Source organism: Desulfovibrio legallii (assembly GCF_004309735.1).
In the GTDB taxonomy this organism is placed as follows: domain Bacteria; phylum Desulfobacterota; class Desulfovibrionia; order Desulfovibrionales; family Desulfovibrionaceae; genus Desulfovibrio; species Desulfovibrio legallii.
This window is the reverse complement of the sequence record NZ_SIXC01000001.1, coordinates 42,672-57,351: the sequence shown is the minus strand read 5'-3', so window position 1 is coordinate 57,351 and position 14,680 is coordinate 42,672. Positions and strand designations below refer to the sequence as shown.

Below are 14,680 nucleotides of genomic sequence, written 5' to 3'. Positions count from 1 at the left end.
TCGGTATAACGGCCAGACTGTGGCCAAAAGTTCCCTCCCCCTTCCTTCAAGCCTTTCCTCCCTTCAGGATGTGTGGCAGCCCTGCCAGCACAAAAAAACGGGCAACGGCTTTTACCCCCTTGCCCTTTTCTTTTGTATTTGTCTTTTGTCGGCGCAGCTGCAGCACCCCTTGCAAAAGGCCTCGCCGCGGTTATGCTCCCATTGACACGGCCCAGGGTTTGGGGGCATCTGTGAAAACGCATCGTCGAACTTTCACAATACGCGTCGCCGCCGCCCCCCACCGGGAGCTGCGGGACAGCCCGCGCAAGGTTTTTCTATGAATCTTCAGGACGGCATCATGGTCACGGCCTCCCTGGCCTCCATGGCCGCCGGCGTGGCCCTGCCCGGTCTGGCCGGCCCCCTGGCCGCCATGCCGCGCGCCATGCTCATCTTCATGCTCTACATGAGCTTTTTGGCCGTGGGGCTGGAAGACCTGCACATGCAGCTGCGTACTATGAAAGGCCCGCTCTGCCGCCTCACTGTCTACCGGCTGGTCCTGCTGGCCTTCGTCTGTTTTGCCGTATTTCGGATCTGCATGCCGCAGTTCGCTTTGGGCGCGCTGCTGCTGGGGGCCGCGCCCGTGGGTGTCATGGCGGCAGTCTTTTCGCTGATGCTGGGCGGCAATACGGCTCTTATTCTGGTGGGCAACATTGCCACATCCCTGCTTCTGCCCCTGACCCTGCCGCTGACTCTGTCCTTTACAGACGCGGCTTTGCGGCTGCTCGGCCTTACCCCATTGGCCATGCCGGAGCACCTCCATCTGGGGCGGATGAGCTTTTCTCTGGCTCTGACCATTCTTCTGCCCTTTGCCGCCGCCCACCTCACCCGCGTGCACCTGCACCGCGTGCGCTCCTTCCTTTTGCAGGCGCAGTTCCCCCTGCTTACCGGGGCCGTGGTCATTTCCAACTGCGCCATTTTCAGCAGCTACAGCGGCTTGTTGCGGCAATCCCCGATGCTGATGGTCCAGGCCCTGCTGGCGGCCTGCCTGCTTTGTCTGGTCATGACGCTGATCGCCCTGCCCCTGACGCGCGGCATGTCCAAAGAGCTCAAACTGGCCTTTCTCATTTCCTGCGGCGTCATCAACAACGTGTTGCTGATGATCGTCTGTATAGAATTTTTCAGCGCCACAGAGGCCCTGATGGCCGCAGCCTATCTGGTTCCGCTGTATATTCTGCTATTTTACTACCGCCTGTACAGTGGAAAGGCTGCACAGAGCTGAAAGACACGAGGCGGCTTTACTTTCGGCAACGGTGGGACTACCGTGCGCCATTAATGGGGATTTCACGCAATTCAAGTGCGCGCGAAACATTCTATGGAAATGTGCCATGCTGCAGGCCCTGTTTAATCTTCCGCGCAATGTCTGGCTGCTGGGTTTTATCAGTCTTGTCAACGACAGCGCCAGCGAAATGCTCTATCCGCTTGTCCCCCTTTATCTTACGTCCGTACTAGGCGCGGGATCACGCGCACTGGGACTGATGGAAGGCATAGCCGAGGCCACCGCAAGCCTGCTGAAACTTTTTTCCGGCCTTCTGGTCGACAAAACCGGCAAGACAAAACCCTGGATCGTGTTCGGCTATGGAATTGCCGGGTTTGGCCGGCCGCTTATCGCCCTTGCCACTAACTGGCTGTGGGTTTTGGCCGTACGCTTTGCCGACCGCGTGGGAAAAGGGCTGCGGACTTCGCCCAGAGATACGCTGCTGGCCGCCTGTACCGAAACCGGGCACAGAGGCTTGGCCTTTGGCCTGCATCGGGCCATGGACAACGCGGGGGCAGTTATCGGCCCTTTGGCGGCCTGGGGGCTGCTGGCGTACGGCCTGCCGTTGCGCCAGATTTTTTGCTGGGCTCTTGTTCCGGCCATCATCTGCCTTGGCCTTTCCCTGGGTCTGCGCGAACCTAAAGCAGCTACTCAACAGGTTGCTGCGCCGGGATTTAACTGGAAGCTGCAGGGCCTGCCCCCGGCGTTCAAAAAGTATCTATTTGTGGCCGCGCTTTTTACCATGGGCAATTCGTCCAATATGTTTTTGCTGTTACGAGCCAGCGACCTAGGCGTGCAGGCCGCGTATATTCCGCTGCTCTGGACGACGGTTTCCGCAACAGCCATGATTTTTTCCATACCGCTGACCGCCCTTTCCGACAGGTTGGGGCGCACGGCCATTCTTACCTGCGGCTACATCGCTTACGGACTGTTTTACGTCGGCATGAGCCTTGTGGGCCACAGCCTCCCGGCTTTGTTCGCGCTGTTTGCCTTTTACGGCCTGTTTCTTGGTGCGACCGAGGGGGTGGAAAAAGCCTTGGTGGCGGACCTTGCGCCCCAGGGCATGCGCGGCGCGGCCTTTGGCTGGTTTAATCTGACGGTGGGTTTTTTTCTGCTGCCCGCATCTGTTATTTTCGGAGCCATCTATGCTGCGACAACGCCTGCCTGGGCCTTTCTTTTTTCGGCAGGCTGTTCGTTTGCGGCGGCGCTGTTGCTGGTCTGTCTGGTGCGACCGACAGCCAGGAGCGGTTCCAGAGCGTGACGATGCAACTGTTTTGAAGAGGTATTCATGTTCGGCAATCTGTTGTGCATCAGTGCGGGGGCTTCGGTCGGGGCCATTCTGCGCTGGCTGTTGGGCTTGGGGCTCAACGCCGTGTTTCCCCCCATTCCGTTGGGCACCCTGGCGGCCAACTGCATAGGCGGCTACATCATAGGCCTGGCTACGGCGGTTTTCAGCGCCTTGCCCGGCCTGGATCCCCATTGGCGGCTGCTGGTCATCACGGGTTTTCTGGGCGGGCTCACGACTTTTTCCACCTTTACGGCGGAAGTGGGCGTGCTGCTGCAGGAGCAACGCCTGCTGCTGGCTGCCGTGGCGGCTTTACTGCATTTGGGCGGCGCATTGATCCTGTTTTTTCTGGGATTGGGCACCATAAGCCTGGTCCGCAGTCTGGGAAACTGAGGCCCGCAACGCCGAAAGGCAAAACGCGCGGAGCACACAGGGCGCGGCCGCAATGCGGTCTGCGCGGGGAGGGCACATGCAGGGATATCAGATAGTGTTTTTTACCCAGCAGGAGCGTACGCACGGCGCGCTGAGCATTGCAGAATGGCTGCTGGCCACGGCCAGAGAACTGGGCATCAAGGGGGCCACTGTCAGCGCCGCACAAGGCGGCTACGGCAGGGACGGCGCGTACCGCGCCGCCCACTTTTTTGAAACCGGCGAACAACCCGTGGAAGTGGCTGTAGCTGTGAGCCCCGAACATTGCCGCCTGCTGTTTGAACGGATCAGGGCGGAAAAACTGCAGATATTTTATGTGAAGATCCCGGCGGAATTCGGCCTCACCGGCGCAGAGGACGAAGCCAAAGACGACCGCCGAAACGGATGATGCAGCGCGGTCGCCGGGCATTGCAGGAATGAAGTCCTCGTTCTGTTTACCCGATGGCCGTGCCGTTGTTTTCCAGAGCCCAGTCGTCTTCTACGGGAAGGCCTGCCAGGCAGCGGCGCAGCATGTCCAGCGCGTGGCTGGAGGCCAGCCGCCGGGTGCGTTCCCGCCCCAGGTAGCGCCCTTGGGGGCGCATAACGCGCAACCAGACGTGCTGCGCGTCGCTCAGGGCCACATAGACAAGCCCCGCGGGCTTGGCGGGCGTGCCACCGTCCGGACCGGCCACTCCGGTGATGCCCAGGCCGAAATCCGCACCGTACTCGCGGCGCGCTTGCTGCGCCATGCAGCGGGCCACTTCCGGGCTGACGGCCCCATGGACGCGGAGCATGTCCTCGGGCACGCCCAGCAAGCGCATCTTGGCCGCATTGGCATAGGTCACCAGTCCATAGCCAAAAATCTGTGAGGCCCCCGGCCGGTCCGTAATCCTCTTGGCCAGCAGGCCGCCGGTGCAGGATTCGGCCGTGGCCACAGTTTTGCCCTGACGGATCAGCTCCGCCACCACCACGGCCTCCAGACTTTCCACATTCACCCCATAGACCACGGAGCCCAGTCGGCGGCGCACTTCTTCCACCACCGGCAGCGCCAGGGCGCGGGCGGCGTCAACATCGGGAGCCTTGGCCGTCACCCGCACAAACATTTCACAGTCGCCGGCGTAGGTGGCCGCCGTGGGGTTGGCCTTGTCCGTAAGTTCGGCGATGCGCAGGGCCGCAGCGCCCTCGCCCAGGCCAAAGCTGCGCACCATGAAAGAAGCGATGACCGCCCCGCCCTTGTCGGCCAGGAAGGGCACTACGCTCTGCCGCAGCATGGGCAGCAGTTCTGACGGCGGGCCGGGCAGCATGAGCACCCAGCCTTTCGCCCCTACGGGCACGGCGCAGCCGGGGGCCGTGCCCACGGCATTGGGAAAGGCCGTGGCCCCGAGCGGCAGCAGGGCCTGTTTACGCTGGTTGGACGACATGGGACGGCTGCCGAAATACTCCCGCAGACGGGCCAGGCTGTCGGCGTCTTCCTCCAACGGCACATTCGCCACGCGGGCCACGGTTTCCTTGGTCAGATCGTCGTCCGTGGGGCCCAGCCCGCCGGTAGTGATCACCACCTCGGCGCGGCCCAGGGCCTCGCGCAGGGCGGCCTCCAGGCGCGGGCCGTTGTCGCCCAGGGTCTGCACCTGCAAAAGGTCCACGCCCAGAGCGGAAAGTTCGCGCGCCACATGGGCCGCATCCGCATTGACGGTGTGTCCCAAAAGAAGTTCCGTGCCCACAGAGATGATTTCCGCCCGCATTGTCTGCTCCACAAAGGTTGCGTGCCGTCGGCGCACACGCTTTGCAAAAAGGTTTCGTCAACCGCATGGGCGCGCTCCCGCCCCTTGTCGGCAACTGCGGGCAGTGTAGCGCCGCCGCCAGGCCCGCGCAAGCGCCGTGCCCTTGGGAAAGGTGCTTGACAGAAGCCACAGGATTGGAGCACAATTTCTTATCTTTTTAGTAAGTAATAACCGCCCACACGGCGTATGAGGAACCAGCCATGCCTACCCCCCAGTGGCATTTTGAGACCCTGCAGGTGCACGCCGGGCAGGAGCAGCCCGACCCGGCCACGGGTGCGCGAGCCGTGCCCGTCTATCAGACCACATCCTATGTCTTTGACGATTGCGACCAGGCCGAAGCCCGCTTTAACCTGACGCAAGAAGGCAATATCTACAGCCGGCTGACCAACCCCACGGTGGAGGCTTTTGAGCGGCGCGTGGCGGCCCTGGAGGGTGGCGTGGCCGCCCTGGCCACGGCCAGCGGCGCGGCGGCCGTGAGCTACGCCCTGCAGAATCTGACCAAAGCCGGGGACCACCTGGTGGCCGCCAGGACAATCTACGGCGGCACCTATAGCCTGCTGGCCCACACGCTGCCCGCCTGGGGCATCGCCACCAGCTTTGCAGACCCGGACAGGCCCGCGACCTTTGTCCAGGCCTTGCGCCCCAATACTAAGGCCATTTTTGTGGAAAGTATGGGCAACCCCCACAGCAACATTCCGGACCTGGAAGGCCTGGCCGAGCTGGCCCACACGCACGGCATCCCGCTGGTGGTGGACAATACTTTTGCCACGCCCTGGCTGTTGCGTCCTCTGGAACACGGGGCAGACATTGTGGTCCATTCGGCCACCAAATTCCTTGGAGGGCACGGCGTGGCGCTGGGCGGCGTCATTGTAGACGGCGGGCGCTTTGACTGGCAGGCTTCGGGGCGCTTTCCCCAGTTTTGCGCGCCAGACCCGGCCTACCATGGTCTGAGTTTCTGCAAGGCCGCCGGAGCGGCCGCCTTTGCCGTGCGGGCCAGGGCCATTTTGCTGCGCGATCTGGGCGCCTGTCTTGCGCCCCTGCACGCCTTTTTACTCCTGCAGGGGCTGGAAACCTTGTCTCTGCGGGTGGACCGGCATGTGGAAAACGCTCTGGCCGTGGTGGATTTTCTGGCCGGACATCCCCGCGTGGAGCGCGTCAACCATCCATCCTTGCCGGGAAGCCCCAGCTACAATCTGTACCATCGCTATTTTCCTAAAGGGGGCGGCTCCATCTTCACTTTTGAGGTCAAGGGCGACGCTGCCGCAGCCCGCGCCTGCATTGATCGTCTGCGCGTCTTCTCCCTGCTGGCCAACGTGGCCGATGCCAAATCCTTAGTCATCCACCCGGCTTCCACCACCCATGCGCAGATGACGGCGGCGGAGCAGGCAGAGGCAGGCATCCTGCCCAATACGATACGGCTTTCCATCGGCATTGAGCACAAGGACGATTTGCTGGCGGATCTGGACCAGGCCCTGCGCGGCGTATAGCGCATTACGCCCTGAAATGCTCCGGATTCTGCCGTACTTTTGCAGAGGGCGTCCACATAAGCAATCCGCTCCAGGAAGGCCGCACAAGAGCATTGTATTTTGTCGCGGCATTGCATACAAGAAGCCTGCTCTCCGGAGTGGGCTTCTTGCCGTCCCGAGGGCCTGTGCTCCAGACCATTTTTGTGGGGGGGGGACATCATGGGCAAATTTTTCGCAGCGGCAGCGCTTTTACTGCTTCTGGCCGCGTCTGCGTCCGCTGAAGAAGTGACTACCAGATATTTTACAGCTGACATTCCAGATAGTTGGAGGGTGGTGATGGCCCCCACAGAAAGCCAGGGCACCACCACGGCCATCTTTACCAACGCCGCCGGCACCACGACCGTGCGCTTTGTCGTTGGTCCCACCGGCGGAGCCGACGCCAAAACCATTGCCGCCCTGTTCGCGGACCAGTTCAAAGCGCCCAAGCCGCCCACAGAACGCAACGGGCAGTACGGCTTTGCCTTCACGGAACAAAAAGCGCCTGGTCAGGCCTGGGTGGCCACGTCCGGCGATGTATTCATGGTCACGACCTTTACCGGCGACCGCAAAACCGGTCTGGCCTTTGTGCGCCGCTACATCAAAAGTCAGGACTACGCGGACCTGCTGCCCCGTTAGCAGCTGACCGCGCTGCCGCGCCTTTTTCCAGAACCGCGCGCGGCCCCGGCACGTTCCCGGCCCGTCACAGCCATGCGCCATCCTCCGCTGCAAGCCCCTCTCCTCTGGCAGACCTTTCTGGCCTTCTGGGTGGCGGGGCTGCTGGCGGCGGTCTGGCCCTGGCCTGCGCTGTGCTGCCTTTTGGTCCTTGTTGTGGCGGATGCCCGTTTGTGGCGGCCAACCCGCCTGGCCACGGGGATGTTTTTGCTGCTGGCGGGCTTTTGTGTGGCCCATGTCCAGCTGTACGGCAGCTTTCGGCCTCTGACCCACAGCTATACAGCCGCCTCGCCATCCTGGCTTGCCGCCGGGCAAACGCCCCGACTGTGCGGCCGGGTGCGGGACGTGCAGGGCCTGCCGGACAAGCGTCTGCGTCTGCTGCTGGCGGACGTGCGGTCAATCGATACGGCGACCAGTTCTCCCGCATCCGCTGCAAGCGCCCCTTTGTCCGACCTGACCGCCTGGACCTGGGAGGAGCCGAGCTTTGCCCCCTTGCCGGGGCAGACCGTCTGCCTCAGCCGACGGCCCCTGCCTGTGCGGGGTTTTATCAATCCCGGCCTGACGGACTGGGGCCTGTGGTGGGCGGCCCAGGGCGTGCGTTGGCGACTGTGGAGCCGGGGGACGGGCCACAACCCGGAACTGCTTGGCGAACCCACGCTTTCAGCCCGCTGGCGTGAGAATCTGCGTCAGGACTTTTGCACGGCGCTGGGCCTGCCCGACGGCGCGCGCCGTACGCAGGCGGCACTTTCGTCCAATGGCCGCCCGCAGGGGCGCGGCCCCTCTACACCGTTCAATCCTGACAGCCGTGACGCCGACGCCGCCGTTCCGCAGGGCAAGGCCATCCTGCTGGCGCTGCTGTTCGGCGACCGCCGCTATCTCACGCAGGATACCCTGGACAATTTTTCCGCCGCCACCCTGACCCACAGCCTGGCCCTTTCTGGCCAGCATCTGGCCGTGGCCGGTCTGGTGGGGCTGCTCTGCGTGCTGGCGGCGGCCCGCCTGCGTCCTGGCCTGTACTTACGCCAGCCGCGCGCCGTACTGACCTTGCTGGCCAGCCTGCCGCCGGCACTGGCCTATCTGTGGCTGGGCAATGCGCCGCCTTCTCTGCTGCGGGCGGCGGTCATGCTCCTGGCCCTGGCCTTCTGGCTGCTGCGCGGGCGCGTCTGCACAACGCTGGACGCCCTCTGCGCCGCCCTGCTCTGCATTACTCTGGCTGCGCCTCTGAGCGTCTTTGATACGGGCCTGCAGCTTTCCGTGCTCTGTGTGGCCGCCATAGGCATGGGCTTGCCCTGGCTGCGCGTCCTGCTGCCGAAAAGGCCCGCACCCCACAAATCCCCAGGGCAGTGGAGCCTTTTTCGGCGGGCAGTGCGGCCGCTGGCGCAGATTTTTCTTGTTTCTCTGGGCATACAGGTAGCCTTGCTGCCCCTCAACATCCTGCTCTTCGGCAATGCGGGCCAGTGGTTCGCCCTCAACGTGTTCTGGCTGCCCGTGGCGGATCTGCTGGTCTTGCCCGCCGCCGTGGCGGGCCTGGGGCTGGCCGCCCTGGGGGCCGTGGACGCCGCCGGTCTGGTGCTGTACCTGGCAACCCTGCCCTGCACTGTTCTGGCGGACGGTCTGGACTGGCTTGCCAGTGCCGGGCTGCTGCGTAATCCGACACTGCTGCGCCCCCATTGGACAGCCCTCCCCGCCTTTGCCGCCCTGCTCACGGCCCTGGCCTACAAGGCCGGACGCCCATCGTTTTCTCCGGCAGCGCGTCGCCTGCTGGCGCTGGGGGCGGTTCTGCTCTGTGCAGGACCGCTGCTGCGGCTGCAGGCCCGCACGACGCCGGACGTGACACTGCAGGTGCTGGACGTGGGCCAGGGTGAGGCGCTGGTCCTACGCCTGCCCGGACACGTGCGCCTGCTTCTGGACGGCGGGGGCGGCTTTTCCCCCCGATTTGACCCCGGCAAGGCTTTGGTCGCGCCGGCTTTGACAACCAACGATGCGCCGCGTCTGGCGGCCGTGTGCAACAGCCACCCCGATCTGGACCACATGGGCGGCCTTATCCACGTGCTGCAGGCGCTGGACGTGCCCTTGCTGCTGGACAACGGCCAGGACAACAAAGGGGCGCGCGGCGCGCTCTGGCGCGCTGCCAGGCTGGCCCACCAGGCCCGCGCTCTGGCCGACGGCGACGTACTGCTGCTGGGCGACCCCGCCCTGGACCTGCGGCTGGAAATCCTGCACCCGCCGCGCCCGGCTGCCGGCACGGCGGGCACAACAAAAAAAGCAGCGCTGGCTGACGAAAGCGACACCGCTTTTCAGAGCGGCAATAACGCTTCGGTGGTGGCCCGGCTCACCTGCCGGGGACAAGGTCTGGCCCTGTTTACGGGCGATGCGGAAAAACCCGTGCTGCGCCGACTGCTGCGCGCGGGCCGGGACCTGCGGGCAGCGGTGCTCGTGGCCCCGCACCACGGATCAGACAACAGCTTTCTGGCTGCGTTCTATCGGGCGGTGCGGCCCCGGCTGGTGCTGGCCGCTTGCGGCTTTGAAAATCGCTACGGCTATCCGGGACGGCGGCTGCGCGCCTGGCTGCAGCATGAAGCAATTCCCTTGCTGGACACAGGCCGCCACGGCGCCCTTACCGTTACCTGGCCCCGGCGGGGCCCAGGATTCGCGCCGCCTGTGGCAAGCGCCGCCCTGCCCTACGCCCCAGAAGTGTCGTACCGCTAACGTCTATTCCTGTTGAAAAAATTTTCTTGGGGCATTTCAGCTTTGCAATGCCCCGGCGGTTGCCTGAACAGCCGTTCGCCGTGGAGGCGCACACGCAGCTTCAGCCCCGTTACGATGCAGGAGCTTGGCCCGTTACGACGCAGGGAGTTACAAGCAAAGGCAGCAGAACTAGCTGTGGATGCAGGCAGTATAACTATTTATTTGCACTGTTAGAGCATTTAACACTTGAAATGCTCGCTTACGGTAGGCAAAAGCCTGCCTTCTCGCATTTCGTGGCAAGGATTTTCAAGAAAATCCTTACAGAGCAGTTAGCTCATTTCATTCGCTAACTGCTCTAGCATTGGGGCGAACGTGTCTTTATCTTTTGTGATATATATTTTAAAAGGTAATATGCTCTAAAGAAACAGCCATCGTCAGGGGTGAAGCATTCCGTTTCTACCTGTTGCAGTGGCTCAACGCATCCACAACTCCCCCACCATAACGTCCCTCTATTCTTCCACGCGCGGCTCGCCGCTGGCGGGAAGCGTGCCGTGGCGAATGAAGTAGTCCACCAGGCCGAAGACAGTTTCATTGCCGCAAAAACGGCCCGTGGCAATGGCGGCCCGATAGGCGGGAAGATTGGCTTCAAAGCGGCGCAGCAGGTCGGGCTTGAGGGTGAGCATGTCCGCCTGCATGCCGTAGCCCAGACGTTCGATATAGAGCGCGTTGAAGCGTTGTTCAACCATCGCTTTAAGGGGCAGGGTCAGGATAGGCTTGCCCAGGTGCAGGGCTTCGCCCATAAGGGTATGGCCGCCGCCCTGGATGACGTAGGCGCAGCCTTCCAGCAGGCGCAAAAAGCCTTCTTCGCTTTTGCGCATGAAGACCACATTACCTTCACGGCCTTCGGTACGGTCGTAGCCGTAGACATAGCAGATTCTGTCGGTAGCCGCGCGCAGAAAATCCACCAGAGCGCGGTGGGTGGAATTGCTTTGGTAGACCAGCACATGGCCCGCGTCGTGGGGCTGTAGGGCCAGCACGCTGTCCCGCAGGATGGGCGGGGCAATGCGGGCCTTGTAGCGCGGCAGTACCGGCGGGGCGTAGAAGGAAATGATCAGATTTTCCGCCGTGGGGCGAAAGAGGTAGCGGGGGGTGAGGCCCTGGATGGCGGCGTCCCACCACATGTCGCGGGGCAGGTCGTGGCGGCAGCAGGTAATGACGTGCTGGTGGTCCAGGGTCAGACATGGCAGACCTGCGCGCTCCGCCGCGCGGGGCACGAAATATTCCAGGTCCGTCATGCACACGTCGGGGCGGAACTGGTCAATAAGGCGCGAAACCTCGTCGATGTACCGCTGTCTGTGCCAGAGCAGGGGCAGGGCCCGGCGTACGGTGGCAGGCAGGTCTACCCGGTAGTTTTTAAAGACCGTTCCCAGGTTGGGGATGCGACATACGGGAAATTCCGGCTCCAGCACCTTGGGCGCGTCGTCGTTGGCCACAAACAGAAACTGGTGCCGCCCCAGGCGGCGCGCAATGGTGAGTCCGCGCATGGCGTGGCCGTGGCCGGTGCCGTGAATGCCGTAAAGTACGCGCATGGTGCTCCTTTGCCGCGTTGTGGCGGCGCGGCAGAGCCTACCAACGGGCATGGGCCGGCGTCAACGCGCCCGGCGACCGGGAGCGGCATTTTTTGAACTGCCCCTTGTTCTGTATGCGTCCGCAGGGACGCGCCGTTCAGCCTTTGACTCCCCCGAAGGGACCGCCCCGCCTTCTGCTCCGCCCACCAGCGTAAAAAGAGCCAGCGCGGCCAGCACAATGCCGCCGCCCGCCACGGTGGCTCCGTCCGGCAGCCCGCCGGTCACGCCATAGTCCAGCAGCAGCGCCAGAAAGGGCGTCAAAAACATATAGTTGGTCACAAGGCTGGTGCGCGGCGTTATGGCCAGAGCCCGGCTCCAGCACAAATAGGCAGCAGCACTGGGAAAGACGCCCAGAAAACCGGCCAGGGCCAGCGCGCCCGGCGTTGCGGCGCGCACCTCGCGCAGGGTTTCCGGCACAAAGAACAGCAGCATGGCCGTGCCCGCAAAAAAGCTCCAGGCCGTGATCTGCACGGCGCTGTAAAAGGGCGCGAGGCCGCGCTGCAGGATATTGTACACGCTTAACAGCAGGGCTGCCAGCAAAACCCAGGCAATGCCGGGGGCCAGCACAAGGCTGCGGCCCCCGCCGTTCATGACCACAACGCCGCTGAACGCCAGGGCTAGGGCGCACCAGCGCAGGGCGTGCAACCTTTCGTCGAAAATCAGGCGGGCCAGCACGGCGGTGATGATGGGCGTTGTGGCAATGACAATGCAGTTGGTGGTGGGATTCAGGGTTACGGACCCCAGATTGAAGGTCAGCGTATAGAGCGCGAAGCCGCACAGGCCGGAAAGCGCAAGCAACGGCAGATGCCGGAGGCGCGGACGGGCCACGCCCCCCGCCGCGGCCAGGGCCGCAAAAAGCAGCGCCGCCACGCCGCAGCGCAGCAGGCTCAGCACGCCCGGAGAAAAATATGCCAAAGCCAGTTTGGTAAAAACATAGGCGCTAGACCACAGAACAACCGTCACCAGCGCATAAAGCTGGCTGCACGCCGCAACACCCATGCTCCCTCCGTTGCCGTACCATAAAAATCCGCTGTCCCCACAAGGCAAAAGCCGGTGGGCGTTCACTCTGGGGCATGCCTGCGCCGACATGCCCCGGCGGCTGCGGAAGCAGACGCCCGCCGCAACGGCGTAAGCGCAGATATGCGTCCCGGTAAGCGCCAAGGCGCGCATACCGTAACCTTGCAGTACACATTGCCGCGGCCCTGGCCGTCCGGCGCCCTCCCCTTACGGGGCTTCCTTCTCCCGACGGTCGGCCCCCCGCATGGCCGCATCTGCCTGCAGCAGCGTCGCCGCATTGGCCAGAATATGCCTGTTGGACGCGCTTAGGGCTTCGGAAACGCGCTCCAGCATGCGAACAAACAGGGCCAGTTCGGTTTCGGAACAGGCTTTAAGCCGCGTCCACAGCATATCCTCGGCCAGAGCGTGCAACGTCTGGTGGATGCGCGCCGCGTGCCACCCCTTGGGGGTCAGGGTGTAGTGCCGGCTTTTCCTGTCGCCGGGAAGCGTGCGCGTCTGGATAAAACCGGCCACCTGCAACCGGGCGGCCATTTTGGAAACGCCGCCGCGGGTCATCCTCAGTTTTCTGGCGGCCGTCGCGCCGTTGACCGCCCCTTCCGCGGCAATGAGGGCCAGAAAGTGCAGTTCCGTAAGGATCAGGCCGCCCAGGCCCTCTTCCACCAGGGTAAAGCCCACTTTGTCAAAAAGGCCGTCCACCTCTTCCATGCGTTGCACAAGGCTGAAAATGCCCGCCATAACCTGCGGCTTCAAAGTGTCTTTTTCCGGCATACGCTCCGCCTTTGCTGGGTACGCCAGCGTAACAGACTTTTGTTGACAAGGAAACAAAATATAGATAGTTTCCCAGGAAACAAAAGGAGAGCGCCATGCTTCTGGACCTCAGCCTTCCCTTACGGCCGGAAAATTTCTGCAGTCTGGCCCCCACGCGCGCTGCCGCACTGCACGTGCCCCTGGAGCGTTTCGGGCATCTGGGCACACACCTTGATCTTATGGGACAGACGTGGCCGCAAGCCAATTTTTTGCGGCAGGGCCGGGTGTTTGATCTGCGCCATGTGCGCGGCAGGGATGTGGGTGTAGGGGATCTGCCGTGCGCGGACATTGCCCCCGGCACGTTCATTTTTCTGCGTACCGGCGTGCTGGAAGCGTTCGCCTACGGCAGCGAGGCCTATGCGCACGCGCCCGTGCAGCTTTCATGGAACCTGCTGGAAGCCTTGACGCACCGCAGGGTTGCCATGATTGGTGTGGACTGCGCCGGCGTTCGCTTGCCGGCTGAACACAAGAAAGCCGATGACTTTTGCGCCGCAGCGGGAACCTTCGTGGTGGAAAACGTCTATAACCTTGCCGCCCTGTGCGACGCCGCCGGCGCGGCGACCTTTGCCGTCAGGACCTTTCCTCTGCGCCTTGAGGAGAGCACAGGGCTGCCCTGCCGCATTATGGCGGAACTTCCGTATGCCTGAAGCACTATGCCCGTAACACGCATGGCGCGGAGCCCTTTATCCCGCGCCTTTCTCTGGCCACAGGCGGCAAAAAAAGGCATTACCGGTCCGCCACCCCCGGACGGCTGCAAACAACTCTTTCCTGTACCGTAGTTCCCAAAACTTCTGTTTTGCTTTACCCTGTCAGGAAGCCTGCCCGGCCGGAAGCGGCAGCGCTGAGCCGCGTCCCCCAGGCCGCCCAGGGCCTGCAGTGCGCCAAAGCCGCCGCCTGCTGGCCTTGCTGCGGCGCGCCGTGCCCGAACTGTCAGGGCATCCACCCAACTCCGCGTCAGCGCGGCCTTTTCCTCCTGCGGGCGCGTCTTGACGCCCGGCAAAGCGTTCTCTACCATGTGGGTGCATAAGAGGGCATTTCTATGGATGTTTTTGCGGCAGCGGCGGCCCCGACGGGGCCGGTCTGCAATACGGGGCCGGTCCGCAACGTGGTCATTCCCGTGTTCAACCGGCCGACGGCCACCTGCGCGACCATCGAGGCCCTGAACCACACAACGCGGGACGTGCCCTTTTGCATTACGGTGGTGGACAACGGCAGCGAACCTGACCTGGTGCGCAGCCTGCAGCACTGGCGGGAAGAAGGCCGCATTGACCATCTTTTTCTGCTGCCGCGCAATATGGGCGTGGCCTGCGCCGCCAATGTGGGCTGGGAACTGGTGGACGCCCCCTTGTACATGAAACGGGACAACGCTACGGCCATGGCCCGCCGACACTGGCTGCGCGACCTGCTGGCCCTTTGGCGGCACGGGCGGCAGCCCTCCACCCTGGGCGGGGCCTTTAACCGCGAAATGTTGCGCAGACACCCCGGCGGCATGGTTACGCCGGGAGGCGAACTGGGCTGCTGCGCAGACAACCTGCCGGGCCAGGCCGTGTTTATCCCCCGTGCAGTGGCGGATACGTTGGGCTTCTGGAATGAAG

Annotated in this window: 12 protein-coding genes; 8 read left to right on the top strand and 4 right to left on the bottom strand. The window is 63.4% G+C overall.

Annotated elements, in window-relative coordinates; all coding sequences use genetic code 11:
- Positions 1 to 316: 316 nt before the first annotated feature.
- The 4 genes from EB812_RS00240 to EB812_RS00225 all read left to right on the top strand — a co-directional run bounded on the left by EB812_RS00240 (position 317) and on the right by EB812_RS00225 (position 3,396).
- A complete protein-coding gene (locus EB812_RS00240; RefSeq protein ID WP_130957690.1) occupies positions 317 to 1,258 on the top strand; it encodes a symporter in 942 nt (313 codons plus the stop codon).
- A 106-nt stretch (positions 1,259 to 1,364) separates the two neighbouring features.
- Positions 1,365 to 2,555 carry an MFS transporter gene (locus EB812_RS00235; RefSeq protein WP_130957689.1) on the top strand — a complete coding sequence of 397 codons (1,191 nt, stop codon included), beginning with the start codon at positions 1,365 to 1,367 and terminating at the stop codon, positions 2,553 to 2,555.
- A gap of 27 nt (positions 2,556 to 2,582) precedes the next feature.
- On the top strand, positions 2,583 to 2,972 hold the full coding sequence (crcB, locus tag EB812_RS00230) for a fluoride efflux transporter CrcB (RefSeq protein WP_118229038.1): 390 nt from the start codon (positions 2,583 to 2,585) through the stop codon (positions 2,970 to 2,972).
- A gap of 76 nt (positions 2,973 to 3,048) precedes the next feature.
- Complete coding sequence (locus EB812_RS00225) at positions 3,049 to 3,396, top strand: DUF190 domain-containing protein (RefSeq protein WP_118229039.1); 348 nt, start codon at positions 3,049 to 3,051, stop codon at positions 3,394 to 3,396.
- 46 nt (positions 3,397 to 3,442) lie between these two features.
- Here EB812_RS00225 and EB812_RS00220 read toward each other — a convergent pair whose 3' ends face one another.
- Positions 3,443 to 4,729, bottom strand: a complete 1,287-nt coding sequence (locus tag EB812_RS00220; protein ID WP_118229040.1) for a competence/damage-inducible protein A — start codon at positions 4,727 to 4,729, stop codon at positions 3,443 to 3,445.
- Between the two features lie 239 nt (positions 4,730 to 4,968).
- Between EB812_RS00220 and EB812_RS00215 the strand changes: the two genes are divergently transcribed.
- The 3 genes from EB812_RS00215 to EB812_RS00205 all read left to right on the top strand — a co-directional run bounded on the left by EB812_RS00215 (position 4,969) and on the right by EB812_RS00205 (position 9,654).
- On the top strand, positions 4,969 to 6,255 hold the full coding sequence (locus EB812_RS00215) for an O-acetylhomoserine aminocarboxypropyltransferase/cysteine synthase family protein (RefSeq protein ID WP_118229041.1): 1,287 nt from the start codon (positions 4,969 to 4,971) through the stop codon (positions 6,253 to 6,255).
- Between the two features lie 198 nt (positions 6,256 to 6,453).
- A complete protein-coding gene (locus EB812_RS00210) occupies positions 6,454 to 6,909 on the top strand; it encodes a hypothetical protein (RefSeq protein ID WP_118229042.1) in 456 nt (151 codons plus the stop codon).
- Between the two features lie 72 nt (positions 6,910 to 6,981).
- A complete protein-coding gene (locus EB812_RS00205; protein WP_130957688.1) occupies positions 6,982 to 9,654 on the top strand; it encodes a ComEC/Rec2 family competence protein in 2,673 nt (890 codons plus the stop codon).
- Between the two features lie 488 nt (positions 9,655 to 10,142).
- Here the strand turns inward: EB812_RS00205 and EB812_RS00200 are convergent, their stop codons facing one another.
- The 3 genes from EB812_RS00200 to EB812_RS00190 form a co-directional block, all read right to left on the bottom strand.
- On the bottom strand, positions 10,143 to 11,222 hold the full coding sequence (locus EB812_RS00200; protein ID WP_118229044.1) for a glycosyltransferase family protein: 1,080 nt from the start codon (positions 11,220 to 11,222) through the stop codon (positions 10,143 to 10,145).
- 60 nt (positions 11,223 to 11,282) lie between these two features.
- Positions 11,283 to 12,260: a DMT family transporter gene (locus EB812_RS00195; protein ID WP_165450850.1), complete on the bottom strand. Its 978-nt coding sequence runs from the start codon at positions 12,258 to 12,260 to the stop codon at positions 11,283 to 11,285.
- A gap of 225 nt (positions 12,261 to 12,485) precedes the next feature.
- The gene (locus EB812_RS00190) at positions 12,486 to 13,046 is read right to left on the bottom strand and encodes a MarR family winged helix-turn-helix transcriptional regulator (protein WP_118229046.1); all 561 of its coding nucleotides are present in this window, start codon (positions 13,044 to 13,046) and stop codon (positions 12,486 to 12,488) included.
- Positions 13,047 to 13,141: 95 nt separating this feature from the next.
- Between EB812_RS00190 and EB812_RS00185 the strand changes: the two genes are divergently transcribed.
- Positions 13,142 to 13,732: a cyclase family protein gene (locus EB812_RS00185; protein WP_118229047.1), complete on the top strand. Its 591-nt coding sequence runs from the start codon at positions 13,142 to 13,144 to the stop codon at positions 13,730 to 13,732.
- Positions 13,733 to 14,680: the final 948 nt, after the last annotated feature.

Bases quoted from the DNA above. Each gene is read 5' to 3' on its own strand.
- EB812_RS00240 (WP_130957690.1), top strand. From the start codon at position 317: ATGAATCTTCAGGACGGCATCATGGTCACGGCCTCCCTGGCCTCCATG.
- EB812_RS00235 (WP_130957689.1), top strand. From the start codon at position 1,365: ATGCTGCAGGCCCTGTTTAATCTTCCGCGCAATGTCTGGCTGCTGGGT.
- crcB (WP_118229038.1), top strand. From the start codon at position 2,583: ATGTTCGGCAATCTGTTGTGCATCAGTGCGGGGGCTTCGGTCGGGGCC.
- EB812_RS00225 (WP_118229039.1), top strand. From the start codon at position 3,049: ATGCAGGGATATCAGATAGTGTTTTTTACCCAGCAGGAGCGTACGCAC.
- EB812_RS00220 (WP_118229040.1), bottom strand. From the start codon at position 4,729: ATGCGGGCGGAAATCATCTCTGTGGGCACGGAACTTCTTTTGGGACAC.
- EB812_RS00215 (WP_118229041.1), top strand. From the start codon at position 4,969: ATGCCTACCCCCCAGTGGCATTTTGAGACCCTGCAGGTGCACGCCGGG.
- EB812_RS00210 (WP_118229042.1), top strand. From the start codon at position 6,454: ATGGGCAAATTTTTCGCAGCGGCAGCGCTTTTACTGCTTCTGGCCGCG.
- EB812_RS00205 (WP_130957688.1), top strand. From the start codon at position 6,982: ATGCGCCATCCTCCGCTGCAAGCCCCTCTCCTCTGGCAGACCTTTCTG.
- EB812_RS00200 (WP_118229044.1), bottom strand. From the start codon at position 11,222: ATGCGCGTACTTTACGGCATTCACGGCACCGGCCACGGCCACGCCATG.
- EB812_RS00195 (WP_165450850.1), bottom strand. From the start codon at position 12,260: ATGGGTGTTGCGGCGTGCAGCCAGCTTTATGCGCTGGTGACGGTTGTT.
- EB812_RS00190 (WP_118229046.1), bottom strand. From the start codon at position 13,046: ATGCCGGAAAAAGACACTTTGAAGCCGCAGGTTATGGCGGGCATTTTC.
- EB812_RS00185 (WP_118229047.1), top strand. From the start codon at position 13,142: ATGCTTCTGGACCTCAGCCTTCCCTTACGGCCGGAAAATTTCTGCAGT.